Source organism: Pseudomonas baetica, assembly GCF_002813455.1.
Classification (GTDB): domain Bacteria; phylum Pseudomonadota; class Gammaproteobacteria; order Pseudomonadales; family Pseudomonadaceae; genus Aquipseudomonas; species Aquipseudomonas baetica.
In genome coordinates, this window is sequence record NZ_PHHE01000001.1 from 5,370,923 (window position 1) to 5,396,302 (window position 25,380).

Annotated in this window: 24 protein-coding genes; 14 read left to right on the plus strand and 10 right to left on the minus strand. The window is 60.3% G+C overall.

Annotation, left to right across the window (positions count from 1 at the left end; genetic code table 11):
- Positions 1-528 precede the first annotated feature (528 nt).
- Positions 529-1,830 (plus strand): IS4 family transposase, encoded by a 1,302-nt coding sequence (locus tag ATI02_RS24820; RefSeq protein ID WP_100848404.1) that lies wholly within the window; start codon positions 529-531, stop codon positions 1,828-1,830.
- Between the two features lie 100 nt (positions 1,831-1,930).
- Here ATI02_RS24820 and ATI02_RS24825 read toward each other — a convergent pair whose 3' ends face one another.
- The gene (locus ATI02_RS24825; protein WP_100847652.1) at positions 1,931-2,929 is read right to left on the minus strand and encodes an AraC family transcriptional regulator; all 999 of its coding nucleotides are present in this window, start codon (positions 2,927-2,929) and stop codon (positions 1,931-1,933) included.
- Positions 2,930-3,280: 351 nt separating this feature from the next.
- Between ATI02_RS24825 and ATI02_RS24830 the strand changes: the two genes are divergently transcribed.
- Positions 3,281-4,615: a dicarboxylate/amino acid:cation symporter gene (locus tag ATI02_RS24830; RefSeq protein ID WP_095188657.1), complete on the plus strand. Its 1,335-nt coding sequence runs from the start codon at positions 3,281-3,283 to the stop codon at positions 4,613-4,615.
- Positions 4,616-4,759: 144 nt separating this feature from the next.
- Positions 4,760-5,941, plus strand: coding sequence for a CaiB/BaiF CoA transferase family protein (locus tag ATI02_RS24835; RefSeq protein WP_100847653.1), 1,182 nt, complete (start codon positions 4,760-4,762; stop codon positions 5,939-5,941).
- Between the two features lie 109 nt (positions 5,942-6,050).
- On the opposite strand, the gene ATI02_RS24840 is transcribed toward ATI02_RS24835, so the two are convergent.
- Both ATI02_RS24840 and ATI02_RS24845 read right to left on the minus strand, forming a co-directional pair.
- Entirely contained in the window at positions 6,051-6,545 is a 495-nt protein-coding gene (locus ATI02_RS24840; protein ID WP_095188655.1) for a SprT family zinc-dependent metalloprotease, read from the minus strand.
- Positions 6,546-6,693: 148 nt separating this feature from the next.
- A complete protein-coding gene (locus ATI02_RS24845) occupies positions 6,694-7,296 on the minus strand; it encodes a Yip1 family protein (RefSeq protein WP_100847654.1) in 603 nt (200 codons plus the stop codon).
- A gap of 288 nt (positions 7,297-7,584) precedes the next feature.
- Between ATI02_RS24845 and ttcA the strand changes: the two genes are divergently transcribed.
- Both ttcA and ATI02_RS24855 read left to right on the plus strand, forming a co-directional pair.
- Positions 7,585-8,409, plus strand: coding sequence for a tRNA 2-thiocytidine(32) synthetase TtcA (gene ttcA / locus ATI02_RS24850; RefSeq protein WP_100847655.1), 825 nt, complete (start codon positions 7,585-7,587; stop codon positions 8,407-8,409).
- A 133-nt stretch (positions 8,410-8,542) separates the two neighbouring features.
- Positions 8,543-9,217: a DNA-3-methyladenine glycosylase I gene (locus ATI02_RS24855; RefSeq protein WP_095188653.1), complete on the plus strand. Its 675-nt coding sequence runs from the start codon at positions 8,543-8,545 to the stop codon at positions 9,215-9,217.
- Positions 9,218-9,307: 90 nt separating this feature from the next.
- Here the strand turns inward: ATI02_RS24855 and ATI02_RS24860 are convergent, their stop codons facing one another.
- From ATI02_RS24860 to arsC, 3 genes are read right to left on the minus strand one after another with little or no spacing between them, the layout of a single operon-like run.
- The gene (locus ATI02_RS24860; RefSeq protein WP_095188652.1) at positions 9,308-9,733 is read right to left on the minus strand and encodes a DUF2069 domain-containing protein; all 426 of its coding nucleotides are present in this window, start codon (positions 9,731-9,733) and stop codon (positions 9,308-9,310) included.
- A 1-nt stretch (position 9,734) separates the two neighbouring features.
- Positions 9,735-10,331 (minus strand): NAD(P)H:quinone oxidoreductase, encoded by a 597-nt coding sequence (gene wrbA, locus ATI02_RS24865; RefSeq protein WP_095188651.1) that lies wholly within the window; start codon positions 10,329-10,331, stop codon positions 9,735-9,737.
- A complete protein-coding gene (gene arsC, locus ATI02_RS24870; RefSeq protein WP_100847656.1) occupies positions 10,328-10,681 on the minus strand; it encodes an arsenate reductase (glutaredoxin) in 354 nt (117 codons plus the stop codon). The genes wrbA and arsC overlap by 4 nt, the downstream gene beginning before the upstream one ends.
- A 113-nt stretch (positions 10,682-10,794) precedes the next feature.
- On the opposite strand from arsC, the gene ATI02_RS24875 reads away from it, so the two are divergent.
- A complete protein-coding gene (locus ATI02_RS24875) occupies positions 10,795-11,262 on the plus strand; it encodes a TlpA disulfide reductase family protein (RefSeq protein ID WP_095188649.1) in 468 nt (155 codons plus the stop codon).
- Positions 11,263-11,393: 131 nt separating this feature from the next.
- Here ATI02_RS24875 and ATI02_RS24880 read toward each other — a convergent pair whose 3' ends face one another.
- Together ATI02_RS24880 and ATI02_RS24885 are read right to left on the minus strand one after the other, a co-directional pair.
- Positions 11,394-11,798 (minus strand): META domain-containing protein, encoded by a 405-nt coding sequence (locus ATI02_RS24880; protein WP_095188648.1) that lies wholly within the window; start codon positions 11,796-11,798, stop codon positions 11,394-11,396.
- Entirely contained in the window at positions 11,798-12,232 is a 435-nt protein-coding gene (locus tag ATI02_RS24885) for a hypothetical protein (RefSeq protein ID WP_100847657.1), read from the minus strand. The genes ATI02_RS24880 and ATI02_RS24885 overlap by 1 nt, the downstream gene beginning before the upstream one ends.
- A gap of 133 nt (positions 12,233-12,365) precedes the next feature.
- On the opposite strand from ATI02_RS24885, the gene ATI02_RS24890 reads away from it, so the two are divergent.
- Positions 12,366-12,821 (plus strand): hypothetical protein, encoded by a 456-nt coding sequence (locus ATI02_RS24890; RefSeq protein ID WP_100847658.1) that lies wholly within the window; start codon positions 12,366-12,368, stop codon positions 12,819-12,821.
- A 3-nt stretch (positions 12,822-12,824) separates the two neighbouring features.
- Here ATI02_RS24890 and ATI02_RS24895 read toward each other — a convergent pair whose 3' ends face one another.
- Positions 12,825-13,814, minus strand: coding sequence for a 2-hydroxyacid dehydrogenase (locus tag ATI02_RS24895; protein WP_100847659.1), 990 nt, complete (start codon positions 13,812-13,814; stop codon positions 12,825-12,827).
- A gap of 83 nt (positions 13,815-13,897) precedes the next feature.
- Positions 13,898-16,651, minus strand: coding sequence for a response regulator (locus ATI02_RS24900; RefSeq protein WP_100847660.1), 2,754 nt, complete (start codon positions 16,649-16,651; stop codon positions 13,898-13,900).
- Between the two features lie 219 nt (positions 16,652-16,870).
- On the opposite strand from ATI02_RS24900, the gene ATI02_RS24905 reads away from it, so the two are divergent.
- From ATI02_RS24905 to ATI02_RS24935, 7 genes are all read left to right on the plus strand, one after another.
- Positions 16,871-17,593 (plus strand): response regulator transcription factor, encoded by a 723-nt coding sequence (locus ATI02_RS24905; RefSeq protein WP_100847661.1) that lies wholly within the window; start codon positions 16,871-16,873, stop codon positions 17,591-17,593.
- Positions 17,580-19,004, plus strand: coding sequence for a sensor histidine kinase (locus tag ATI02_RS24910; protein ID WP_095188642.1), 1,425 nt, complete (start codon positions 17,580-17,582; stop codon positions 19,002-19,004). The genes ATI02_RS24905 and ATI02_RS24910 overlap by 14 nt, the downstream gene beginning before the upstream one ends.
- Positions 19,005-19,215: 211 nt before the next feature.
- Complete coding sequence (cysM, locus tag ATI02_RS24915) at positions 19,216-20,118, plus strand: cysteine synthase CysM (protein ID WP_167394922.1); 903 nt, start codon at positions 19,216-19,218, stop codon at positions 20,116-20,118.
- Positions 20,118-21,518, plus strand: a complete 1,401-nt coding sequence (gene rlmD / locus ATI02_RS24920; protein ID WP_095188640.1) for a 23S rRNA (uracil(1939)-C(5))-methyltransferase RlmD — start codon at positions 20,118-20,120, stop codon at positions 21,516-21,518. The genes cysM and rlmD overlap by 1 nt, the downstream gene beginning before the upstream one ends.
- A 76-nt stretch (positions 21,519-21,594) precedes the next feature.
- Complete coding sequence (relA, locus tag ATI02_RS24925; RefSeq protein ID WP_007917476.1) at positions 21,595-23,838, plus strand: GTP diphosphokinase; 2,244 nt, start codon at positions 21,595-21,597, stop codon at positions 23,836-23,838.
- A 127-nt stretch (positions 23,839-23,965) separates the two neighbouring features.
- On the plus strand, positions 23,966-24,799 hold the full coding sequence (gene mazG / locus ATI02_RS24930) for a nucleoside triphosphate pyrophosphohydrolase (RefSeq protein WP_100847662.1): 834 nt from the start codon (positions 23,966-23,968) through the stop codon (positions 24,797-24,799).
- A gap of 24 nt (positions 24,800-24,823) precedes the next feature.
- Positions 24,824-25,366: a DUF2058 domain-containing protein gene (locus tag ATI02_RS24935; protein ID WP_016987455.1), complete on the plus strand. Its 543-nt coding sequence runs from the start codon at positions 24,824-24,826 to the stop codon at positions 25,364-25,366.
- The last annotated feature ends 14 nt before the right edge of the window (positions 25,367-25,380 follow it).

The following is a 25,380-nucleotide window of genomic DNA, read 5'->3' on the forward strand; positions in this document are numbered from 1 at the left end:
CGGGTGTACTTGATCCCATTGTGGGAGCGAGCCTGCTCGCGAAGGCGGCCTGCCAGCCGACCAATATCTAACAGATGTAATCAACCCACCTGTAGGAGCTGCCGAAGGCTCGGGCCGCGATCGGACGATCTTTTGACCTGCTCTGGCTCAGGCTCAGGCTCTGGCTTTTGACGTTGCTGTTGATCTCCAGGCCCATCGGCAGGCCGAGCGAAGGTGTTCATCCGGGGGGTAGGCGCGAAGCGCCGTGCGGCGAAGCCGCATTCATCGAGAGGAGGTGCAGCGAAGCAAACCGTAGGCGATGCCCCCGGATGGACACCGTAGCGAGGGAACACTGAGCCTAGGCGAAGTGCCGTACGTCAGGGTAAAGCCTTTTGGGTTACCTTTTCGGCGTTTGGAAAAGGTGACCCGCCGTAAGGGCCATCCCTTTCAAGGTCTTAGGTAAAATCCCCTGATACTTCAGCCAGGAGGACCCGAACGATGTGGGCCGATGTTCTAGCGCGTTTCGAGAAAAAAGCACCTGCCAGTGTCATGGCCAAATTGGCGCTGGAGCAGGCCATTGCGCCTGAGTGGATTGATCAGGTCTTCGAAGAGCATCGGCAACGGCAGTATTCTCGTGAGCTACTGTTCTCGACCATCATCAAGCTGATGTCCCTTGTTTCATTGGGCTTGAAGCCATCCCTGCACGCCGCCGCGCGGCAACTGGAAGATCTTCCTGTCAGTTTGGCTGCCCTCTACGACAAGATCAGTCGTACTGAACCTGCGCTGTTACGCGCTCTGGTCACAGGTTGTGCGCAACGTCTGACTCCGACCATCAAGGAGCTGGGCTGCACCAAAACGTTGCCGGGCTGGCAGCTTCGAGTGGTGGACGGCAATCATTTGGCTTCCACTGAGAAACGTCTGGGCGCTCTACGCCATGAGCGAGGCGCCGCTCGTCCTGGCTTTTCGGTGGTTGTTTACGACCCCGATCTCGATCAGGTCATCGACCTTCAGGCGTGTGAGGATGCCTACGCAAGCGAGCGTGTTTGCGTGCTGCCTCTACTGGCCAATGCCGAGCCAGGCCAAGTGTGGCTGGCTGATCGACTCTATTGCACGCTCCCGGTCATGGAGGCTTGTGAGCAGGTCCAGACATCCTTTGTCATTCGTCAGCAAGCCAAACATCCACGCCTGATTCAAGAGGGTGAGTGGCAAGAACCCGTGCCTGTGGAAACAGGCACTGTGCGTGAGCAGATCATCCAGGTCAGAGGCGGTTACCAATGTCGGCGTGTCGAACTGACGCTTCATTCGCCAACAGACTCGGGTGACAGCAGCTTGATGTTCTGGAGCAATCTACCCCAAAGCGTCAGCGCACAGCAGATCGCGCAACTCTATCGCCGTCGCTGGAGCATTGAAGGCATGTTCCAGCGACTGGAAGCGATCCTGGAAAGTGAAATCGAAACTCTTGGCAGCCCAAAGGCTGCCTTACTCGGGTTCGCCACTGCGGTGTTGGCCTACAACGTCCTGGCCGTCCTCAAACGAAGCGTCGAGCAAGCTCACCGGGATACCCAGCCTGACGGCTGGGAAGCCTCGATCTATCACTTGGCGGTTCAGGTCAGGAGTGGTTATGAGGGAATGCAGATTGCGCTGCCTTCGGAATATCTTCCCGTCATTCCTCTGGAAAAACTGGCCCAGCGCTTACTAGAGCTGGCCAGCAACATCCAACCCAAACAAGTTGCGAAAAGCCCCCGTGGCCCCAAAGTGCCTAAGCCCAAGACATGGGTCCAAGGCACGGCGGTGCATGCGCATGTTTCAACGGACAGAGTAATCAAGGCTGCCAAAACTAAAAGACCTTGAAAGGGATGGCCGTAAGGGCGGAACCCTAATCAGCCATCACCAAAAAAACGGATATACACCCCAACCCCAACCCCAACCCCAACCCCAACCCAAACTAGCCTCACTGCTCCTGAGCCCGATAAGCCCCCGGCGTCAGTCCTGTCCACTTCTTGAACGCCCGGTGAAACGCCGACGGCTCGGAAAACCCCAACTGCTCGGCAATCTGTTGCAACGACAGATCCGCCCGCCCCAAATGGTAGATGGCGATATCCCGCCGCAACTGATCTTTCAACTCCTGAAAACTGGTGCCTTCCTCACGCAAGTGCCGGCGCAGCGTCTGCGGGCTGATGTGCAGGTGCGCGGCCACAGCCTCCAGGTCCGGCCAGCGCGCACTGTCGCGGCTGAGCAAGCGGCGCAGGCGGCTGCTCAGGCTGTCGCCATCATCCGGGCGCGAGAGCAAGTCAGCGGGGGAGCGTTCAAGGAAGTGCTTGAGAGTGCGTTCGTCCTGCAACAGCGGCATTTGCAGGTAGCGGCTGTGAAACAGCAGGCTGCTTTGTTCGGCTGAAAACACCAAAGGGCAGGGGAACAGCAGATCGTATTCAGCGCCATGCGCAGGTTTCGCATAGCTGAAGGTTGCCTGCTCCAGGCGGATTCGCTGGCCGATCAGCCAACTGCCGAGGCGATGCCAGATCACCAGCAGGCTTTCGGTGAGAAAGTGATCCGGGTCCCACAACTGCGAATCGTCGAGGCTCAGGCGCACCCATTCGTCTTCGCGTGTGAGGCTCAGGCGCGGGGCTTCGGGGAATAGGCTGTAAAAAAACAAGCCGCGTTGCAGAGCCTTCTCCAGGTTGCGGCAATGAATCGAGGCGTGGCACATCATGGCGAAGCTGCCGGGTTTGCTCGGTGCCTTGCCAAAACCCAGATATTCATCATCCAGCGCCAGCCACAGGCCCTGGAGCAAACGGGTGAACTGCTCCGGGGCGATACGCGCACGAGGCTCGTCAAGCAATTCCGGGCTGATCCCCAATTGCAGCAGCAGGCCCGAGTAGTCGAACCCGAGGCGACGTGCGCCACCCAGAGCGGCGCGGGCGAAATGGCTGGCGATGGTGCGTTCGCGCATAAGTAGCTGATCCTTCCTCAGGCGCCGGATGGTAGCCGGGGTCGGAACGGGCAACAAGGCGGATTTCCGCCAAATTGTAGGACGAGATTCGGTGAGTTGGCGGAAAACCGCCACATACAAGTCACCGGACAGTGACACAAATGAACCTGTAATCCCTGATATCAAAAGGCTTGCAGGCAATCGCACCAAAGTGGCACGGCGTTTGCGATACAAGCCACAGAAGCGTGCGTTTGGCCCTGATGGAAAACGCTGCTCCAACAACAAATCCCTCCAGTGCAGGAGGGTTCGCAATTTAAGGTTTTGCGGACAACAGATGGAAGTTGCCCCGTGGGACTCTTGAGGAAATTTGCAATGACGACTCGTCAGCCACTCTACAAATCCCTGTACTTCCAGGTGATCGTTGCAATCGCCATCGGCATCCTGCTCGGTCACTTCTACCCACAGACCGGTGTGGCCCTCAAGCCGCTGGGTGACGGGTTCATCAAATTGATCAAAATGGTCATTGCCCCGATCATTTTCTGTACTGTTGTCAGCGGCATCGCCGGCATGCAGAACATGAAATCCGTGGGCAAGACTGGCGGCTACGCGCTGCTGTACTTCGAAATCGTTTCCACCATTGCCTTGCTGATCGGTCTGGTTGTAGTCAACGTCGTGCAACCGGGCGCCGGCATGCACATCGATGTCACCACCCTGGACGCCTCGAAAATCGCCACCTATGTGACGGCCAGTAAAGACCAGAGCATTGTCGGTTTCCTCCTTAATGTGATCCCGAACACCATCGTCGGTGCATTCGCCACCGGTGACATCCTGCAAGTGCTGATGTTCTCGGTGATCTTCGGTTACGCCCTGCATCGCCTGGGTTCGTACGGTCGTCCGCTGCTGGATCTGATCGATCGCTTTGCCCACGTGATGTTCAACATCATCAACATGATCATGAAACTGGCGCCACTCGGAGCGTTCGGTGCGATGGCCTTCACCATCGGTGCCTACGGTGTCGGCTCGCTGGTGCAGTTGGGTCAGTTGATGATCTGCTTCTACATCACCTGCGTGCTGTTCGTGGTGGTGGTGCTGGGCGCGATCTGCCGTGCCCACGGTTTCAGCGTGCTGAAACTGGTGCGTTACATCCGTGAAGAACTGTTGATCGTACTGGGTACGTCTTCGTCCGAATCGGCACTGCCACGCATGCTGATCAAGATGGAACGCCTGGGCGCGAAGAAATCCGTCGTGGGTCTGGTGATCCCGACCGGTTACTCGTTCAACCTCGACGGTACGTCGATCTACCTGACCATGGCGGCTGTGTTTATCGCTCAGGCGACCGACACCCACATGGACATCACTCACCAGATCACTCTGCTGCTGGTGTTGCTGCTGTCCTCCAAAGGCGCTGCCGGTGTGACCGGTTCGGGCTTCATCGTGCTGGCGGCCACGCTGTCGGCCGTCGGTCACCTGCCGGTGGCCGGTCTGGCGCTGATCCTGGGTATCGACCGCTTCATGTCCGAAGCCCGCGCGCTGACCAACCTGGTGGGTAACGCCGTTGCCACCATCGTTGTCGCCAAGTGGGTGAAAGAGTTGGACACCGATGTACTGCAAGCCGAACTGGCTTCTGGCGGTCGCGGTATCTCCGATGAGCGTGAAGAAGACGACCTGGGTGTGGCTGAAGGCCCAACCCCGAGCAATGTGAAGTAAGCATCGCTTGAATGAAAAACCCGCTCCGGCGGGTTTTTTCTTGCCTGCAATTTGAGCGCAACGGTCATGTTTGCTGACACATACGGTGATTGCTGTGCGCGGCATCGCTGCCTAGGCTGAGTGCATCGCACAAGGAGTTCGCCCATGTCCGCACCGCTGGCCTCATTGAAGATTCTCGATTTCTCGACCCTGTTGCCGGGCCCGTTTGCTTCGCTGCTGCTGGCGGACATGGGGGCTGAAGTTTTGCGCATCGAATCGCCGACCCGCATGGATCTGCTGCGGGTGTTGCCGCCCCACGATCAGGGGATGTCGGCCAGCCACGCTTATCTCAATCGCAATAAACGAAGCCTGGCACTCGACCTCAAACAGCCCGAGGCACTCGGGGTGGTCAAGCAGTTGCTCGCCGATTACGACATCGTGCTCGAGCAGTTTCGCCCCGGTGTGATGGAGCGCCTGGGTCTGGGTTATGAGGCGTTGAAGGCGATCAACCCAAAGCTGATTTACGTGTCGATCAGCGGTTACGGCCAGACCGGGCCGTACAAGGATCGTGCTGGGCATGACATCAACTATCTGGCGCTGGCCGGACTCTCCAGCTATACCGGTCGCGCCGACAGCGGGCCGTTGCCCTTGGGCATGCAAGTGGCGGATATCGCCGGTGGCTCGCTGCACGGAGTGATCGGGCTGTTGGCGGCGGTGATTGCGCGCCAGCAAACCGGGCAGGGCACGCACCTGGACGTGAGCATGACTGACTGTGCGTTCAGCCTGAATGCGATGGCCGGCGCCGGGTATCTGGCCTGCGGCGAAGAGCCGGGTTGGGAAGAGCAGATGCTCAATGGCGGCAGTTTTTATGATTACTACCGTTCTCGCGATGGCCGCTGGATGTCGGTGGGCAGTCTGGAGCCGGGCTTCATGCAGCAATTGTGTGCGGCGCTGGGCCGGCCGGAGTTGGCGGTGCACGGCTTGTCCCCCAAGCCTGAGCAACAGCAGGCATTGAAGGAAGCGTTAAAGGTCGAGTTCGAGCGGCATGACTTTGCTGAGCTGTGTGCATTGTTTGCCGGGATTGATGCGTGTGTCGAACCGGTGTTGAGTCTGGGTGAGGCGGTGCAGCATCCGCAATTGCAAGCGCGGGAACTGGTGACGCAAGTGCCGCGAGGGGATGGGACGACGCAGGCGCAGATCGCGTGTCCGCTGAAGTTTTCCGAAGGATTACCGGCGCCTCGGCATGTCGGGGCGGCGTTGGGGCAGCATACGGATCAGGTGTTGGGAGAGTTGGGGTTCAGTGCTGAGCGAATAGTTGAACTGCGCCGAGCCAAGGTCATTCTCTAGTGTCTGTACCTGCCCTTTCGCGAGCAGGCTCGCTCCCACAGGTGACTGCGTTCCAGGGTGGGAGCGAGCCTGCTCGCGAAGAGGGCAATATGAACGACACAAACCTCAATTATTCGACGCGCATCTCACCACTGAACACCAAAGTGTTCCGGCAGCGCCGACACAGATACCGCCGCCCCTGTCTGACCAGGCTATGGCGCTGCGCCGAAAACGGAAAATCACTTTCCGCACATGGGCATTTGTAGATATAGCGGGTCACACTGCGGCGTTTGATTGCGTAGGTGTGGCAGCGATCCGGCGGCAGTTCGTAAACGCCGCGCATGATCAGTTGCCACTCCTCGCCGTGGGGCTGGATGCGGTCGCCGAACAACTGATGGGCGATCAAGTGGGCGACTTCGTGAGCCACGGTCTGCTTGAGGAAGTGTTCGGTGTTTTCCCGGTACAGCTGCGGGTTGAAGCGCAGCAGGTTCTCGTGCAGATGCGCGACCCCGGCTTTTTGCCCGCGCAGCTTGAGGCTCACCACTGGGCGTTGGAAATGACGTTTGAAAAAGGATTCAGCGAGTTGGTAACAGTCTTCGACGCGGGTATTGAGTTGCTCGGGCATGCTTGATGGATCTCCAGAGGTGTCGAGTATGCCGCAACCTCCCGGACTTGCGAATCGCTGACCTGCCGAATGGTCATCCGCCAAACGAGAAGGCCGCCTTGCGGCGGCCTGTATTGGCAGATCTTGTTTTTCTCGGGGGGGAATCATGTCAGTTGGTATACACCGGCCCTACGCCGAGGCCCCAGACGATCACGGTGAACGCCATGATGGCCACCAGCACCACCAGACCCACCGCTAGCACTGAACTTGAAAACAGAAAGCCCTCGTCCGAGGGAATGTTCATAAAGGTCGGCAATCCCACATACAGCAGATACACCGTGTAGCAGATGGCCGCCGTGCCGACGATCATCCCCAGCCACATATGCGGATACAGCGCCGCCAGCCCGCCGACAAACAACGGTGTCGCGGTGTAGGTGGCAAATGCCACGCAACGGGCCAGGCTCGGGTTGGCGTCATAAGTGCGGGCCATCCAGTGCACAAAGGCACCCATGACCGCGACGCCGCCGAGCATCGCCAGGTACGACATCACGGTCATCCAGATGGCGCTTTCGACCGTGAGCATCACCGGTGCGCGATTGCCGATCACCCAGCCGACCTGCGTGGTGCCGATGAATGCCGATACGGCGGGGATCGCCGCCAGAATCAGTGTGTGCGTCAAGTACATGTGGCTGATGCTTTTCTCTTGGTCGCCACGGATTTCCTTCCATTCCTGATCGGGGTGGGTAAAAAGTCCCACTACGTGATGGATCATGCCAGTCACTCCTCTTGTTATTGCCATCGCCCCCCAACGGAGCGCCTACGGGCCAATGAGGCCGAGCAAATTCAGGTCTTCAGATGTGTGCGACCTTACGTCGCAGTATAGAAAGGTCTTAACCGCACCGGGACTAGGGGGTTAGAGCAAATCGCGCTGTAAACAGGGGGCTTAATCGCCTTGAGGTCTGTAAAGACCGAATTGGCCAGTCGCGACAACCCGTGAGCACAAACCAGGGGTTTTTGCGTAAAATGCCCGCCTTTCGTCACACCTCACGGATTTCGCGTCATGGGCACTCTTACGGTCAACCAGAACAAACTGCAAAAGCGCCTGCGCCGCCTGGCCGGCGAAGCGGTCGCCGACTTCAATATGATCGAAGACGGCGACAAGGTCATGGTCTGCCTGTCCGGGGGCAAGGACAGCTACACCATGCTCGACGTGCTCCTGCACCTGCAGAAGGTTGCCCCGATCAAGTTCGAGATCGTCGCGGTGAACATGGACCAGAAGCAGCCGGGCTTCCCTGAGCACGTGCTGCCGGCCTACCTGAAAGAGCTGGGCGTCGAGTACCACATCGTCGAGAAAGACACCTACTCGGTGGTCAAGGAACTGATCCCGGAAGGCAAGACCACCTGCTCGCTGTGCTCGCGCCTGCGTCGCGGCACGCTGTACACCTTTGCCGATGAAATCGGTGTGACCAAAATGGCCCTCGGTCATCACCGCGACGACATCGTCGAGACGTTCTTCCTCAACATGTTCTTCAACGGTTCGCTTAAAGCCATGCCGCCGAAGCTGCGCGCCGATGACGGCCGCAACGTGGTGATCCGTCCGCTGGCGTACTGCAACGAGAAAGACATTCAGGCTTACTCGGACTTGAAGCAATTCCCTATCATCCCGTGCAACCTCTGCGGTTCACAGGAAAACCTGCAGCGTCAGGTGGTCAAGGAAATGCTTCAGGACTGGGATCGCAAGACCCCGGGTCGAACTGAAAGCATCTTCCGCAGTCTGCAGAACGTGGTGCCGTCGCAACTGGCCGACCGCAATCTGTTCGACTTCACCAGCCTGAAGATCGACGAGACAGCGGCTTCGCGGTTCGTCAATGTCGTCAATCTCTAAACCCGATCACTGTGGGAGCGAGCCTGCTCGCGAAGGCGTCATGTCAGCCAGCATCAATGTTGACTGACACACTGCTTTCGCGAGCAGGCTCGCTCCCACATTGGTTTCTTCGCTTTATTCATCAGGAGAGGGCATGCGCGATTACAAGTGGCTGCACGAATACTGTCTGAACCGCTTTGGTTCAGCGGCTGAACTGGAAGCCCATCTGCCCGTTCCCAAGACCCCGGCACAACTGCGCAAGATCAGCGACGACCGCTACCTTTCGACCATGGCCCTGCGCGTGTTTCGCGCCGGGCTCAAGCACAGTCTGGTGGATGCCAAGTGGCCGGCCTTCGAAGAAGTGTTCTTCAAGTTCGACCCGGAAAAAGTCGTGCTGATGAGCGCCGAGCACCTTGAACGGCTGATGCAGGACACGCGGATCATCCGTCACCTGGGCAAGCTCAAGAGCGTGCCGCGCAATGCGCAGTTCATTCTCGATGTGGAGAAGGAAAAGGGCAGTTTCGGCGCGTTGATCGCCGACTGGCCGGTGACCGATATCGTCGGTCTGTGGACGTACCTGAAAAAGCACGGCCATCAATTGGGCGGGTTGTCGGCGCCACGGTTTTTGCGCATGGTCGGCAAGGATACGTTTGTGCCGAGCTACGACGTGGTCGCGGCGCTGAATGCGCAGAAAGTCGTCGACAAGGCGCCGACCAGCCTGCGCGATCTGGCCATTGTGCAGAACGTGTTCAACCAGTGGCATGAAGAGAGCGGCGGCCGGCCGATGAGCCAGATTTCGATGATGCTCGCGTACACCGTGAATCATTAAGACCGCGTCGCCCCATTCGCGAGCAAGCCCGCTCCCACATTTTGGAATGCGTTCCCCTGTGGGAGCGGGCTTGCTCGCGAAGGCGTCAGCTCAGGCGACGCTGATCTCGCCTTCACCCGCCAACTTGCGATTCAACTGATACCGCCACCGCACATACAGCAGCGCCGAGCAGAACACCGCCAGGCTCGCGACCATCTCCAGCACACCAAACCACTGCCGGTTCGGGTCATACGCCGCCAGTGCGCCTTTGATGAAATACAGATTCACCACAAAACACATCCACGAGTGCCCGCGTGCGCTGCCCATGATCATTGCCGGGGCGAGGACGAGCCACGGGATCAATTCGACCAGCAGAATCACCCACGGTCGCGCGCCATGCAGGTCGGCGAAGATCAGGTAATAGGCGGCGAGCAACCCGGCGAGGGCGAAGAAGCTCAGCAGACTGAGCACCCGCATCGCTTTCACACGGGGCTCAAGCCACTCGACGGCGGGCAGGATTTTCGGCTTCTTGGCCACTTCAGTCCTCCAGTTTCTGCGCAGTCTTGGCCAGACGCAGGCCGAGTGCTCGGCACAGCGCCACTTCGTGCTGATCAAGGCCTTTTTTGCCATCCGCCCCAGCGTGATGGCTGGCGCCGTAAGGCGTACCGCCGCCCTGGGTTTCCAGCAGCGCCGACTCACTGTATGGCAGGCCGGTGATCAGCATGCCGTGGTGCAGCAGCGGCAGCATCATCGACAGCAGGGTGGTTTCCTGGCCGCCGTGCAGGCTGGCGGTGGAAGTGAAAACCCCGGCCGGTTTGCCGACCAGTGCGCCGGTCAGCCACAGATTGCTGGTGCCGTCGAGGAAGTACTTGAGCGGGGCGGCCATGTTGCCGAAACGGGTCGGACTGCCCAGCGCCAGACCGGCGCAGTTCTTCAGGTCATCGAGGGTGGCGTAGAGCGCGCCTTCGTCCGGGATGTCCGGGGCAACCGCTTCGCATTCGGTGGAAATCGCCGGCACGGTACGCAGGCGCGCTTCGAGGCCGGCCTGCTCGACACCGCGAGCGATTTGCCGGGCCATCTCGTTGGTCGAGCCGTTGCGGCTGTAATACAGAACCAGAATGTACGGTGCGCTCACGGCAGCAACTCCAGGATCTGCTCCGGTGGACGGCCGATGACGGCTTTGTCGCCGACTTCAAGGATTGGCCGTTCCATCAGCTTGGGATGGGCCGCAATGGCTTCGATCAATTGTTTCTCGGTGAGACTGGCGTCGGCCAGGTTCAGGGTTTTGTATTCATCTTCCCCGGTGCGCAGCAGTTGCCGTGCACTGATCCCCAGCTTGCCGAGCAAGGCCTTGATTTGCGCGGCGTCCAGCGGAGTTTCGAGGTAACGCACGACGTTGGCGGTCAGGCCACGGGCTTCAAGCAGTTCCAGTGCGCCGCGGGATTTCGAGCAGCGCGGATTGTGATAAAGCGTCAGATCGGTCATGGCGGGTCGCTTCTGGCGTAAAGTGGCGGTTATTCTAACTGTGCAGCGCCCAATCCAGAACCTTCAGAGGCGATGGGTCGCAGGCGCCTTCAAATTTTCACAAGGAACACGACATGACACGGCGATTGGCAGCGGCATTGACGATACTCGGGGCGTTGATGCTGGGGGGCTGCGGCAATGACTATGGCATCGACCAGAATGGTCAGAAAGTGGCGTCCGAGCGTCTGGACAAGCAATGGGTGGTGCTCAATTACTGGGCCGAATGGTGTGGGCCATGCCGCACGGAAATCCCGGAGCTCAACCATTTGGCGGATGAGCTGAAAAGCAAGAACGTCGGTGTATTCGGAGTCAACTTCGACAACGTGCAGGGTGAAGAGCTCAAGAGCGCCAGCGAGAAACTGGGCATCAAGTTCACCGTGCTGGCGCAGGATCCGGCGGAGTTGTTCGACTTGCCGCGCAGCGAGGCGTTGCCGGTGACGTACATCATCGACAACAAGGGCAAGGTGCGGGAGCAGTTGCTGGGTGAGCAGACGGCGGCGGGAGTGATGGCGAAGCTTGAGGCGTTGCAGGCGACCAAGTAGCCCGTTTCCAGTCAGGCTCATTCCCACGCTCTGCGTGGGAATGATGCCCGGGACGCTCCGCGTCCCTGAGACGCAGAGCTTCACTTGATGCATTCCCACGCTGGAGCGTGGGAACGATCAGCGTGAGGGGCTTAACCCTCTTCCAGCCACCAGCGCAGCGGCTTGCCTTGCGCCGGCCAGAAGCGCATCTGTTCGATCGGCGAAATATCCCAGCGCTCGACGTGTTCCAGCGCTTGCAGGAAGCGTTGTTCCTGCTCCATCAACGCTGGCGCACACAGTTTGCGGGTCTTGCCGATCTTGCCGAAGCTCAGCTTGTCGCCATCGAGCGTGTACGGCGCGAACCAATGGTTGCAGCCGCCGTTACCGTAGGCGCGACCGTCATCGCCCAGGGTCACGGTTAGATGGCTGTAATCCATCAAGGGCCGTTCGCCGATCCACTCCAGAATGTAGCTGCGGTTCTGTTGCAGTTGCACAGGCTCCGCGGCGCAGCCCGCCAGGCCAACACCGACCAGAGCGGTCAGGGCAAGGCGTTTCATCACGCAGGCTCCTGGCATTTCGGGCACAGGTGCTTGTCGCCAACGGCTTTCCAGCCCAGCTCGGTGATGCGCGCAGTGGCGGCCGGTTTTTCTGCGGTTTTACCCAGTTTGGCGTCGACGGCGAATTCAAAGCTCAGCTCTTTGGCGCAGCTGTCGCAGTTGACCTGCCAGGTATGGATCGCCAGTTCGCCGAACACCGGGCCTGTGGTCATCGCGGTCCATTGGCCCGGCGGGTTGATCAGGTGGCGGACGGTTTCGACGGTCAGGCGCATGGACAAATCCTTGCTGCCTTTGAGGGTGACCAACAGTGCGTCACCGATGCGGATCGAGCCACCATTGCCGGTGACCTGATAGCGGCCCGGAACGAGGGCGCGGCATTCGGTGAGGGTGTGTTGCGGGTTCATCAGGGTGTAGCGGAAATCGTGTTCGACCATGGGTCCTCCAAATATGCGCGACATGCTAGCACGGGCTTGATTGCAGAATGATGCGCGCGTGCGACCTTCGATCCGGTTCAAATCGACTCGCGCACATGGCAAACTGCCGCCCTCGACTCTGAAGGAACGGAACATGGCGCTGATCGAATGTTATGAATGCAAGCGGAGCATCAGCTCCGAAGCCCAGGCGTGCATTCATTGTGGAGCTCCGATGGCGGAGTACCAGGCCCACGCACAAGCGCAGACCGAAGGCGAATCCGCTCAGGCGTCAACGATTTCCTTTGGCAGTCTGCCGCGTAACAGAACGGTTCCGGAGGCTGTCATTTCTCCAGCGGCGCAGCCTTTGCCAAAAGTCATGCCGGCCGCAGCGGGGCGTCGGCGCCGGCAACAGGCCGCGCAAGCGGTTGAGCCACAAATCAATCCAGATGGCAGCCGCCCGGTGGAAGGCTGGTTGAAGATCATGGTGTTCCTGTTGCCGATGGTGTTCGTCTGGTTCCTGCTGCGCAGCGGCCACTCGGCGAAGCAGCGCTTTTTTGGCTTCGGCTGGCTGGCACTGTTGATTCTGGCGTCCTCTCTGTCACCGAAATAAGTATCAACCCTCGACCTGGTTCTGCGGCGTTCCCGCCGCCCAGGTCGCGATGTTGTGCAGGGTGGTCGCGGCAATCGCGCCTAACGCCTCATGCGTCAGAAAGGCCTGATGCGCGGTGATGATCACGTTGGGAAACGTCAGCAAGCGCGCCAGCACATCGTCCTGCAATGGCAGATCGGAACGATCCTCGAAAAACAGCTGCGCCTCTTCTTCATACACATCCAGCCCCAGATAACCGAGCTGACCGTCCTTCAAGGCGTCGATCAGCGCCGGCGTATCGACCAGCCCTCCGCGACCGGTGTTGATCAGCATGGTGCCCGCTTGCAGGTGCGCCAGTGAGTCGCGGTTGATCAGGTGTTTGCTCTGTGCATTGAGCGGGCAGTGCAGGCTGATGATGCGCGATTGCGCGAGCAGTTCCGGCAGGCTCAGATAACGCGCGCCGAGCGCCAGAACATCGGGGTTTGGATACGGATCGTAAGCCAGCAACTCACAGCCGAAGCCGTGCATGATTTTCGCGAACGTGGCGCCGATCTGCCCGGTGCCGACGATGCCGACGGTCTTGCCGACCAGATCGAAACCGGTCAGGCCGTGCAGGCTGAAATCGCCTTCGCGGGTGCGGTTGTAGGCGCGGTGCAGGCGACGATTGAGGGCGAGGATCAGCGCCACGGCATGTTCAGCCACGGCGTGCGGCGAGTAGGCCGGGACACGCACGATGGCCAGGCCGAGGCGTTTCGCAGCGCCCAGATCGACGTGGTTGTAACCGGCCGAGCGCAGGGCAATCAGCCGTGTACCGCCGGCGGCCAGACGCTCCAGCACCGCGGCACTGAGGTCATCGTTGATAAAGGCGCAGACCACTTCGTGCCGGTCGGCCAGGGCCGCGGTGTCGAGGCTGAGTCGGGCCGGTTGGAAATGCAGTTCGATATCCGCCGGGCAATCGGCGGCGAGGAAACTCTCGCGGTCGTAAGTCTGGCTGCTGAAAACGATCGTGCGCATGACATCCTCCTGGAGCGTTGACGCGGGCTCACATGAGCCGCGACAACTTTAGCGCTGTCCGCGCGGGTCGGCATTGCTTTGGGTCAGGCGCTGATCCTGGCTTGCGTGGCCAGGCGATTGATCGCCCGTTCCAGTTCATCCAGCGCGGTCGGCGCTTTCGGGTCGTTCTGTTTGAGCAGGGTCTCGCTGCGCTGGCAGGCAGCGCGCAGTTGCGGTACGCCACAGTAGCGCGTGGCGCCATGCAGGCGATGCACCCGTTCCAGCAAGGCGTTCTGGTCATGACTGTCGCGGGCGTTGCGGATCGCTTCGCGATCGGCTTCCAGCGAGGCGAGCAACATCGCCAGCATGTCCGCCGCCAGATCCGCTTTGCCGGCAGCCAGACGCAAGCCTTCTTCGTGGTCGAGTACTGGCAGTTCATGACTGCCTGCCGCGCTGTCATTGACCCGTTCCGGCCCTTGATTGCGCAACGCCAGGCCGGTCCACTTAAGCACCACCTGCGCCAGTTGCCGTTCGCTGATCGGCTTGGTCAGGTAGTCGTCCATGCCGCTTTGCAGCAATGCGCGTTTTTCGTTCGCCATGGCGTGGGCGGTGAGGGCGACGATCGGCAATGGCGTGCAATGCCGCTCGCTTTCCCACTGACGGATGGTTTCAGTGCTCTGGCGCCCGTCCATGCCCGGCATCTGCACATCCATCAGCACCAGATCGAACGATTCACTCTGCACGGCTTTGACCGCTGCGTAACCGCTTTCCACCGCGAGTACCTTGGCCCCCATGTCTTCGAGCAGCGTCTGCACCAGCAACAGGTTGGCCGGGTTGTCGTCGACACACAGTACCTTTGGTGCCCGGCTCGACAGCGGTTCGCCAGGCTCGTTGCGCGGCTGGCGCGGGTTGGCCAGATCCGACAGCACCCGCCGCAGTTTGCGCGTGCAGGCCGGTTTGGCCTGCAACTGACTGTGCGGATTGGGCACCGACAGATGGAACAGTGTCTGCTCGGTGGTCGGACACAACACCAACACCTTGCAGCCGAGGTGTTCGAGATCCCAAATGTGCTGGTTCAGGCGCTCCGGCAGCATGTCATTGCTGGTGATGCCGATGACTGCCAGATCAATCGCCTGATCAGTCTGATGGGCGCCGGTGACGCCATTGGCCAGGCTTTCCAGGGTGTTGAACGGCGTAACGATGAGGCCACAGTCTTCCAGTTGATGCTGCAGGGCCTGACGTGCCAGTTCGTGATTTTCCAACACTGCGACGCGGCGTCCGAGCAGCGGCGCTGATGGCAGGTCTTCGGCATCGTCGCGGGTTTTCGGCAGGCTCAGGCTGATCCAGAATTCCGAGCCTTCGCCCGGTGTGCTGTCGACACCGATCTCGCCGCCCATCTGTTCGATCAGACGCTTGGAAATCACCAGCCCCAGACCGGTGCCGCCGGGTTGCCGCGACAGTGAGTTGTCGGCCTGGCTGAATGCCTGGAACAACGCACGCACGTCCTGATTCGACAGACCGATGCCGGTGTCTTGAATGCTGATGCGCAACTGCACGCTGTCTTCGTGTTCTTCTTCGAGCATCGCCCGGGCAACGATGGTGCCCTCGCGGGTGAACTTGATTGCGTTGCTGACCAGGTTGGTGAGGATCTGCTTCAAACGCAGCGGATCACCGACCAGCGACAACGGCGTGTCGCGATAGACCAGGCTGACCAGTTCAAGCTGCTTGGCGTGAGCAGCAGGGGCGAGAATGGTCAAGGTGTCCTGCAGCAGGTCGCGCAGGTTGAACGGAATGTGGTCGAGTACCAGTTTACCGGCCTCGATCTTCGAGAAGTCGAGGATCTCGTTGATGATCCCGAGCAGGCTGTCGGCAGATTTTTCGATGGTGCCCAGATAATCGAGCTGGCGCGGGGTCAGTTCGCTTTTCTGCAATAGATGAGTGAAGCCGAGAATGCCGTTGAGCGGCGTACGGATCTCGTGGCTCATGTTGGCGAGGAATTCGGATTTGATCCGGCTGGCTTCCAGCGCCTCTTTACGGGCCAGATCCAGTTCGATGTTCTGGATCTCGATGGTTTCCAGGTTCTGGCGCACGTCTTCGGTGGCCTGATCGACGCTGTGTTGCAGTTCTTCGCGGGCGTTCTGCAGAGTGCCGGCCATGCGGTTGATGCCCGATGCCAGTTCATCCAGCTCCTGGCTGCCGAGCGGCGGCAGGCGGGTTTCCAGGTGGCCGTCCTTGAGTTGTGCGACGGCCTGCTTGATCTGGCCCAGCGGCCGATTGATCGTGCGGCCCATGCGCAACGCGAGCAGCGCGGCACCGGCCAGGCCGGCGGCGATCAGCAACAGGCTGGCAAACAGGCTGCGATAACCGCGCAGCAGCATGCCGTTGTGCGACAGCTCCAGTTCGACCCAGCCAAGCAGGCGCTCGGATTCTTCGGGAATCAGTTCGCCAGCGAGGTTGCGATGCTTGCCGAACACCGGCATGAGATAACGCGTTGCATCGTTGCCGCTGCGCCGTTGCAGATGGGCACTGTCGCCGCTTGGCGCCTGATTGAGCATGGTCGGGCCGGCGTGGGCAAGCGGCGAGCGATCGGGCGCGAGGAAGGTCACCGCGCGCACATCCGGTTGTTCAAGGGACTGAGTAGCGATGCGCTCGAGCAGGTCGCTGTTGCCATGGCCCATGGCGGGCGCCACCAGCGGCGCCAGTTGCTCGGCGATCATTTCGCCGCGCTGCATCAGTTGGGTTTGCAGGTCGGCCTGCTGCGTCCAGGTGAAATAACCACCCAGCACCAGCGCCATCAGGCTGGTCGGCAACAAGGTCAGCAACAATACGCGACCTTTGATTCCCAGTTTCTTGAGCACGCCTATCTCCTGCATCCCGCTGATCTGTTGACTCACACGTACATCCGGCACGCGACATGGGCGCAGTGTAGCGATTTGCTCGCGGGCAATCTCCGGAAAAATGCTGTCCTCGTTAGTCAGCGTTCAAGAGGGCGTTCGTCTGACCACTGAACCTTGTGTTGCCCGTTGTCCGGCAATCTTGAATAATTGCCTACAACTGAGAATTACTTGCAGATACTCATGACTCCTGTTTCCGTTGGCCCGCCACGCATCCTTTCCATCGAAGACGATCCGGTCCTCGGTGCCTATGTTCACGAACATCTGGGGCGCAGCGGCTTTCAGGTGACCTGGTGCCAGAACGGTCAGGAAGGCTTGAGCATTGCCCGGCGCCAGCCGTTCGACGTGGTCTTGATGGACATTCTGCTGCCGGGGCTGGACGGCTTGAACGTGCTGACCCAACTGCGCCAGAGTCATTCGACGCCCGTGTTGCTGATGTCGGCTCTGGGTGCCGAGGCCGATCGCATCAGTGGTTTTCGACTGGGCGCCGACGATTATTTGCCCAAGCCGTTCAGCATGGCCGAGCTGCATGTGCGCATCGAAGCGATCCTGCGCCGGGTGGCTCTTGATCGTCGTCCCGCCGCTCTCGCTGTGCCGGTGGCGACGGGCACGTTGCACTTTGACGATGAGCAGTGCGACGTGTTCTTTCGCGAGCGAGCCGCCGGCCTGACCCGCAGCGAATTCCGCCTGCTGGAAACCCTCAATCGCAATGATGAGGAAGTGCTGAGCAAAGCCTTCCTTTATCAGCATGTCCTGCAACGTGGCTACGCGGCCCATGATCGTAGCCTCGACATGCACATCAGCCAGATCCGCCGCAAACTCAAGGCCATCGGTTACACCGACCGCGAAGTGCGCACGGTGTGGGGCAAGGGCTACGTACTGAGTGGCGCTGATGAAGATCTCTGAGTTGCCGGGGCGTCATTCGCTGTTCTGGAAACTGGCCTGCCTGCTGGTGGCGTTCTGTCTGCTGATGATCTGGCTGAGCTGGTCGTGGGGCCGTTATATGGAACAGCGCAATCAGTTCCTCTCTAACGAGGCGCGCGGCACGCTTACGCGTTATGCCGCTGAAGCGGAGCGGGCGTGGCAGCAAGGGCAGCGCGACGGCATTGATAGCTGGTTACAGAGCATGGAATTGCGCGAGGCTGCCTGGGTCGGCGTGATTGGCGGTAATTTGCAGTCGCTGAGCAATGAGCCGCTGAACGATCAGGAAATCCAGCGCCTGACCTTTCTGCGCGGGCTCGATTGGCCGATCCACAAGCAGGGGCGGCCGTGGCTGCGCATCCCCTTTCCCAAGGAACCGTCCGCCGGCAGTCTGGTGATCGAACTGCCCGAGCGTTTTCTGCCGGGCAAATACCGGGTGTTCTGGCGAGTTATCACCAACGGTGTGATTCCGGGGTTGTTCACCTTATTACTGTGCGTCGGCCTGTATCGTTTGCTGGTGGTGCCGTTGAACAACTTGCGTGAGCAGGCCAACGCCTGGCGCGCCGATCAATTGAACGTGCGGCTGTCGAGCGGCATCACTCAGCGGCCGGACGAACTCGGTGAGCTGGCTCGGGCGTTCGACTCGATGTCCGAACGCCTGCAAAGCACGGTCTCCCTGCAACAGCAATTGCTCCGCGACCTTTCACATGAATTGCGTACGCCGTTGAGTCGACTGCGCGTGGCCAGCGAAAGCGAGCAGGGGCTTGGGCAACTGCGCGAACGCATCGGTCGTGAAGTCGACGGCATGCAACGGCTGGTCGAAGATACTTTGCAGTTGGCGTGGCTGGACACGGAGCGTTCGCCGTTGCCGGACGAAGCGATCCAGATTCAGGCGTTGTGGGAAATGCTTACCGACAACGCCTGTTATGAAAGCGGCTGGCCGAGTCTGCAATTGCAGTGCGCGGTGGAGGCGTCGTGCTGGGTGCGCGGCAATCTCAACACGCTGGCGCAGGCGCTGGAGAACATTTTGCGCAATGCCATTCGTCACTCGCCCGAGGGCGGGATCGTGCGTCTTGATGGACGCCGGGATGGCGATTACTGGCATCTGTGGCTGGACGATCAGGGCGGCGGGGTGGCTGACGCGGATCTTGAGCGGATCTTTTCGCCGTTCACTCGCCTCGACGGCTCGCGGCCCGGTGATGGGGGGTTTGGGCTGGGGTTGAGCATTGCCAGGAATGCGGTGCAGCGCCAGGGCGGGAGGTTGTGGGCGGAGAATAGCGGGGCGGGGTTGCGGTTGAATTTGCGGTTGTTGGCTGATGAGGGTGTTGCGCCGACTGACGCCTTCGCGAGCAGGCTCGCTCCCACATTGGAACTGGGTTCACCGCAGATTGTGTGATCAACGCTGATCCCCCTGTGGGAGCGAGCCTGCTCGCGAAGAGGCCATACGCATCACCGCCAATTAAGATGACACCGCAAAAGTCGCACCACTGGCGCGACTTTTAATCCCTTATTCCCATAAACCATAAGCACCGCACTTTGCGTGATATGGCCTGCGCAGGTTTGCCGGTATGATAGGCGCCCCCGCACGTCTGGATTGCGAATACGCCATGACCCTGCAGTACCCAACCATCGCCGATTGCGTCGGCAACACTCCGCTGGTGCGTTTGCAGCGCCTGCCCGGTGCCACCAGCAACACCCTATTGCTCAAGCTCGAAGGGAACAACCCTGCGGGTTCGGTCAAGGACCGTCCGGCGCTGTCGATGATCACCCGTGCCGAGTTGCGCGGGCAGATCCACGCTGGCGATACGCTGATCGAAGCGACCTCGGGCAACACCGGGATCGCCCTGGCCATGGCTGCCGCGATCAAGGGTTACAAGATGATCCTGATCATGCCGGACAACTCCAGCGCCGAGCGCAAAGCGGCGATGACCGCTTACGGTGCCGAGCTGATTCTGGTCAGTCAGGAAGAGGGCATGGAAGGCGCTCGCGATCTCGCTCAGCGGATGGAAGCCGAAGGCCGTGGCAAGGTGCTCGATCAGTTCGCCAACGGCGACAACCCCGAAGCGCACTACACCACCACCGGCCCGGAAATCTGGCGTCAGACCCAGGGCACCATCACTCACTTCGTCAGCTCGATGGGCACCACCGGCACCATCATGGGTGTGTCGCGCTACTTGAAAGAGCAGAGCGACAACGTGCAGATCGTCGGTCTGCAACCGATGGAAGGCTCGGCCATCCCCGGCATTCGCCGCTGGCCGCAGGAATACCTGCCAAAGATTTATCAGGCTGACCGCGTCGACCGTATCGTCGACATGGCGCAAAGCGAAGCCGAGGACGTCACCCGGCGTCTGGCTCGCGAAGAAGGCATCTTCTGTGGTGTGTCCTCGGGCGGTGCGGTGGCGGCGATGCTACGCCTGTCCAGAGAAGTTGAAAACGCAGTGATCGTCGCGATCATTTGTGACCGTGGCGACCGTTACCTGTCGACCGGCATTTTCGACGCGCCCAACTGATGGCCAAGCACGAGAGAGGCCTGCGCTTCCAGCCCACCGGCGGCAGCAAGGCCCCGCAAATCCCGACCGGCAAGAAGCAGCGCTTGAGCATCGAGCGCCTGGCCAATGACGGTCGCGGCATCGCGTTTTTCGAAGGCCGCACCTGGTTTGTCCTCGGCGCCCTTGCCGGTGAAGAGGTCGAGGCGCGAGTGCTTGGCGCTCACGGCAAAGTGGTCGAAGCACGCACCGAACGCGTGTTCAGCGCCAGCGAACTGCGCCGCCCGGCGCCGTGTCAGCACTCCGGTCGTTGCGGTGGTTGCAGCGTTCAGCATTTGCCCCACAGCGAACAGCTTGCCCTGAAACAGCGCATGCTCGCCGAGCAATTATCGAAGGTCGCCGGTGTCGAACCGCAAGAGTGGGCGGCGCCGTTGACCGGCCCCGAGTTCGGCTATCGGCGGCGTGCCCGCGTCGCCGTGCGCTGGGACGTGAAAGCGAAGAAGCTGGAAGTCGGTTTCCGCGCTGCTGGCAGTCAGGACATCATCGCGATCAGCGAATGCCCGGTGCTGGTACAGCCCTTGCAACCGATCATGACCCGTTTGCCGGAGATGCTCCGTCGCTTGAGCAAACCTCAGGCACTGGGGCATGTGGAGTTGTTCAGCGGTTCATCGCTGGCGGTGTTGCTGCGGCACATGGCGCCGTTGTCCGAAGCGGATCTGACGATCCTCAAGGACTTCTGCCAATTCCATGAAACGCAACTGTGGCTGCATGGCGAAGGTGAACCGCAACCGGTCGATGCCGCGCAATCGCTGGGCTATCGCCTGGAACAGTGGGATCTGGATCTGGCTTATCGGCCGGGGGATTTCATCCAGGTCAACGCTGGCGTCAATGAAGCAATGGTCGCGCAGGCGCTGGACTGGCTGAAACCGACTCGCGATGAGCGCGTGCTGGATTTGTTCTGCGGTCTTGGCAACTTCGCGTTGCCGCTGGCCAAAGCCGCTCGCGAAGTGGTCGCGGTGGAGGGTGTGCAGACCATGGTCGAGCGCGCCGCGGCGAACGCCGCTAGTAACAATTTGCATAATACAAAGTTTTTTCAAGCCGATTTATCCCAGCCTCTGGCCGATGCCGAGTGGATCGCAAACGGCTTTTCTGCGGTACTCTTGGACCCACCGCGTGACGGTGCTTTCGAGGTGGTGCGCAAGCTCGCGACCCTGGGTGCCAAGCGGCTGGTTTATGTGTCGTGCAACCCGGCAACGCTGGCGCGCGACACGGTTGAATTGATCAAGCAGGGCTACCGGTTAAAACGTGCCGGGATTCTCGATATGTTTCCTCAGACGGCACATGTCGAGGCCATGGCGTTATTTGAAGCGAGCCAGGATGGCTCGTCTGATCCGTCTGGTCTGCCCGTGCCGCGCTCGCATTAGCCCCGCGAGCGCAAACGGGCGTTGAAGGTCAGCGATTTGACGCATTGAATCTGCGTCGTAGGGAAGGTAAAGCAAGATGGTACAGGTGAGAGCACACCAGCCGATCAACACTGACGGCAGTATCAATCTCGAGGCTTGGCTCGATCATGCGGTCAGTGTCGATCTGGCACTGGATCGCGAAGCCTTGAAAGAAGCCTGCGAGTTCGCTCGCGAGGCCGAACAACAGTCCAATGCCAAGAAGAATCTGTGGGCCGAAGGCTCCGGCAGTTTCAGCACCGGCCTGGAAATCGCCGAGATTCTCGCCGACCTCAAGCTCGATCAGGATTCGCTGGTCGCGGCCGTCCTGTATCGCGGCGTTCGCGAAGGCCAGATCGAACTTGCGGCAGTCGGCCAGCGCTTCGGTCCGGTGGTCGCCAAGCTGATCGACGGCGTGCAGCGCATGGCCGCCATCAGCGCCAGTCTGAGTCCGCGTCAGTCGATGGTCATGGGCACGCAAGGGCAGGTGGAAAACCTGCGCAAGATGCTCGTGGCAATGGTCGATGACGTCCGTGTCGCCCTGATCAAACTGGCCGAACGTACGTGCGCCATTCGTGCGGTGAAAACCGCTGACGACGAAAAACGTAACCGTGTCGCCCGGGAAGTCTTCGACATCTATGCGCCGCTCGCGCACCGGCTCGGCATCGGTCATATCAAATGGGAACTGGAGGACTTGTCCTTCCGTTACCTGGAGCCTGACCAATACAAACAGATCGCCAAGTTGCTCCATGAGCGACGGCTGGATCGCGAGCGCTTCATCGCCGACGTGATGACCCAGCTCAAGGATGAATTGCAGGCCACCGGCGTCGATGCCGACATCAGCGGCCGGGCCAAACACATCTATTCGATCTGGCGCAAAATGCAGCGCAAGGGTCTGGAATTCAGCCAGATCTATGACGTGCGTGCGGTGCGCGTGCTGGTCCCGGAAATGCGCGACTGCTACACCGCGCTCGGCATTGTCCACACCCTGTGGCGGCACATCCCGAAAGAATTTGACGACTACATCGCCAACCCGAAAGAGAACGGCTACCGCTCGCTGCACACCGCCGTGATCGGCCCGGAAGGCAAGGTGCTGGAAGTGCAGATCCGCACCCACTCCATGCACGAAGAAGCCGAACTCGGGGTGTGCGCGCACTGGCGCTATAAGGGCACCGACGTCAAATCCGGCTCCAATCACTACGAAGAGAAAATCTCCTGGCTGCGTCAGGTGCTCGAGTGGCACGAAGAGTTGGGCGACATCGGCGGTCTGGCCGAACAGCTGCGGGTCGATATCGAACCGGATCGGGTGTACATCTTCACCCCCGACGGGCACGCCATCGACTTGCCGAAGGGCGCGACGCCGCTGGACTTCGCCTACCGCGTGCACACTGAAATCGGTCATAACTGCCGTGGTGCGAAGATCAACGGGCGGATCGTGCCGCTCAACTACAGCCTGCAAACCGGTGAGCAGGTCGAGATCATCACCAGCAAACACGGCACGCCGAGCCGTGACTGGCTGAACTCGAACCTGGGTTACGTCACCACGTCGCGGGCGCGGGCGAAGATTGTTCACTGGTTCAAGTTGCAGGCGCGTGACCAGAACGTCGCCGCCGGTAAAACCCTGATCGAACGCGAACTGACGCGTCTCGGCCTGCCGGCGGTGGATTTCGACAAGTTGGCGGACAAGGCCAATATGAAAACCGCCGAAGACATGTTCGCCGCCCTCGGCGCCGGCGACCTGCGCCTGGCGCAACTGGTCAACCTGGCGCAGCAACTGGTCGAGCCGGAACGCGGTAACGAACAGTTGGAGCTGATCCCGCGCAAAGCCACCGGTTACAAACCGGGCAAGCGTGGCGACATCCAGATCCAGGGCGTCGGCAACCTGATGACGCAAATGGCCGGCTGCTGCCAGCCGCTGCCGGGCGATGCGATTGTCGGTTACATCACTCAGGGCCGTGGCGTGAGCATTCACCGCCAGGACTGCGCCTCGGTGCTGCAACTGGGCGGACGCGAGCCAGAGCGCATCATCCAGGTCAGTTGGGGCCCGGTGCCGGTGCTTACCTACCCGGTGGACATCGTCATCCGCGCCTACGACCGTTCCGGTCTGCTGCGTGACGTCTCGCAGGTGCTGCTCAACGAGCGGATCAACGTACTGGCGGTCAACACCCGCTCGAACAAGGAGGACAACACCGCATTGATGTCCCTGACCATCGAGATCCCGGGTCTGGATGCACTGGGGCGGTTGCTCGGCAGGATTTCCCAACTGCCGAACATCATCGAAACGCGGCGTAACCGTACGCCGTGATGTGGCTTCTCTGTGGGAGCGAGCCTGCTCGCGAAGAGGGCGTGTCAGTCGACAACATAGTTGCAGACACACCGCTTTCGCGAGCAGGCTCGCTCCCACAGTGGTTTTGTGGTGAGACAGAAGAATGATGTACAGCCTTGAAGACCTGCTCCATCTCATGAACCGCCTGCGCGATCCGCAGTACGGTTGCCCGTGGGACATCAAGCAAACCTACGCGACCATCGTCCCGCACACCCTCGAAGAAGCCTACGAAGTGGCCGACGCCATCGAGCGCGGCGACTTCGATCATTTGCAGGGTGAGTTGGGCGATCTGCTGTTTCAGGTCGTCTATTACAGTCAGTTGGCGCAGGAAGAAGGGCGCTTTGAATTCGCCGGGGTGATCGACAGCATTACCCGCAAGCTGATCCGTCGTCACCCGCATGTGTTTCCCACCGGCGATCTTTACGCGCCGCTGGACGTGCCGCGCTTGAGCGAAGAACAGGTCAAGCAGCGCTGGGAAGAGATCAAGGCCGAAGAGCGCGCCGAGAAATCCGCCGCGCCAGAGCAACTGTCACTGCTCGACGACGTGCCTGCCACGTTGCCGGCATTGTCCCGTTCAGCCAAGTTGCAAAAGCGCGCAGGGCAGGTTGGTTTTGACTGGCCGGATGCCTTGCCCGTGTTCGACAAAGTGCGCGAAGAGCTCGATGAAGTGCTCCAGGCCATGTCCGAAAACGATCCGGTAGCGGTGGCTGACGAAATCGGCGATTTGCTGTTTTCCGTGGTCAATCTGGCCCGGCATCTCAAGGTCGATCCGGAAACCGCATTGCGTGGCGCCAACGGCAAGTTCGAAAGACGGTTCCGATTTATCGAACAGGCATTGCGCGACACCCACCGTCCCATAGAAGATTGCACCCTCGAAGAGTTGGACGCCCTGTGGGGTGAAGCCAAACGTCAGGAAAAGAATTTGCCCGGCTGCGGCTGAGCAACTGCCCAAGTGAGTAAGCACATGAGTATTTCCCTTCGCGATCAGTTGCTCAAAGCAGGGCTGGTCAACCAAAAGCAGGCCAAGCAGGTCAGCAAGGACAAACAGAAGCAGCAGCGTCTGGCCCACAAAGGTCAGATCGAGCTGGACGACTCGCAGCAGCGCGCCGCCCAGGAAGCGATGGCCGAGAAGGTCAAGCGCGACCAGGAGCTGAACCGTCAGCAGAAAGAGAAAGCCGAAGCCAAGGCGCGTGCAGCGCAGGTCAAGCAGTTGATCGAGGTTTCGCGTCTGCCGAAGCTGACCACCGAGGACTACTACAACTTCGTCGACGACAAGAAGGTCAAGCGCATCTCGGTCAACACGCTGATGCGCAACAAGCTCAGTAGCGGTTCGCTGGCGATCGTCCATCATGCCGGTGGCTACGAAGTAATCCCGCGTGAGGCGGCCCTGAAGATCCAGGAGCGCGATCCGCAGCGCATCGTGCAGCTCAACGTGCAAACCGAAGAAGTCAGCACCGAGGACGATCCGTACGCGGCCTATCAGATCCCTGACGATCTGATGTGGTAAATCGATAGAGCTGT

Excerpts from the sequence above, each read along its gene's own strand:
- ATI02_RS24890 (WP_100847658.1), top strand. The coding sequence starts at position 12,366 with ATGGCGCTGATCGAATGTTATGAATGCAAGCGGAGCATCAGCTCCGAA.
- ATI02_RS24825 (WP_100847652.1), bottom strand. The coding sequence starts at position 2,929 with ATGCGCGAACGCACCATCGCCAGCCATTTCGCCCGCGCCGCTCTGGGT.
- ATI02_RS24880 (WP_095188648.1), bottom strand. The coding sequence starts at position 11,798 with ATGAAACGCCTTGCCCTGACCGCTCTGGTCGGTGTTGGCCTGGCGGGC.
- ATI02_RS24835 (WP_100847653.1), top strand. The coding sequence starts at position 4,760 with ATGTCCGCACCGCTGGCCTCATTGAAGATTCTCGATTTCTCGACCCTG.
- ATI02_RS24895 (WP_100847659.1), bottom strand. The coding sequence starts at position 13,814 with ATGCGCACGATCGTTTTCAGCAGCCAGACTTACGACCGCGAGAGTTTC.
- rlmD (WP_095188640.1), top strand. The coding sequence starts at position 20,118 with ATGGCCAAGCACGAGAGAGGCCTGCGCTTCCAGCCCACCGGCGGCAGC.
- ATI02_RS24830 (WP_095188657.1), top strand. The coding sequence starts at position 3,281 with ATGACGACTCGTCAGCCACTCTACAAATCCCTGTACTTCCAGGTGATC.
- ATI02_RS24845 (WP_100847654.1), bottom strand. The coding sequence starts at position 7,296 with ATGATCCATCACGTAGTGGGACTTTTTACCCACCCCGATCAGGAATGG.
- cysM (WP_167394922.1), top strand. The coding sequence starts at position 19,216 with ATGACCCTGCAGTACCCAACCATCGCCGATTGCGTCGGCAACACTCCG.
- ATI02_RS24840 (WP_095188655.1), bottom strand. The coding sequence starts at position 6,545 with ATGCCCGAGCAACTCAATACCCGCGTCGAAGACTGTTACCAACTCGCT.
- ATI02_RS24935 (WP_016987455.1), top strand. The coding sequence starts at position 24,824 with ATGAGTATTTCCCTTCGCGATCAGTTGCTCAAAGCAGGGCTGGTCAAC.
- arsC (WP_100847656.1), bottom strand. The coding sequence starts at position 10,681 with ATGACCGATCTGACGCTTTATCACAATCCGCGCTGCTCGAAATCCCGC.
- ATI02_RS24855 (WP_095188653.1), top strand. The coding sequence starts at position 8,543 with ATGCGCGATTACAAGTGGCTGCACGAATACTGTCTGAACCGCTTTGGT.
- ATI02_RS24905 (WP_100847661.1), top strand. The coding sequence starts at position 16,871 with ATGACTCCTGTTTCCGTTGGCCCGCCACGCATCCTTTCCATCGAAGAC.
- ATI02_RS24910 (WP_095188642.1), top strand. The coding sequence starts at position 17,580 with ATGAAGATCTCTGAGTTGCCGGGGCGTCATTCGCTGTTCTGGAAACTG.
- ATI02_RS24885 (WP_100847657.1), bottom strand. The coding sequence starts at position 12,232 with ATGGTCGAACACGATTTCCGCTACACCCTGATGAACCCGCAACACACC.
- mazG (WP_100847662.1), top strand. The coding sequence starts at position 23,966 with ATGTACAGCCTTGAAGACCTGCTCCATCTCATGAACCGCCTGCGCGAT.
- ttcA (WP_100847655.1), top strand. The coding sequence starts at position 7,585 with ATGGGCACTCTTACGGTCAACCAGAACAAACTGCAAAAGCGCCTGCGC.
- ATI02_RS24820 (WP_100848404.1), top strand. The coding sequence starts at position 529 with ATGGCCAAATTGGCGCTGGAGCAGGCCATTGCGCCTGAGTGGATTGAT.
- relA (WP_007917476.1), top strand. The coding sequence starts at position 21,595 with ATGGTACAGGTGAGAGCACACCAGCCGATCAACACTGACGGCAGTATC.
- ATI02_RS24875 (WP_095188649.1), top strand. The coding sequence starts at position 10,795 with ATGACACGGCGATTGGCAGCGGCATTGACGATACTCGGGGCGTTGATG.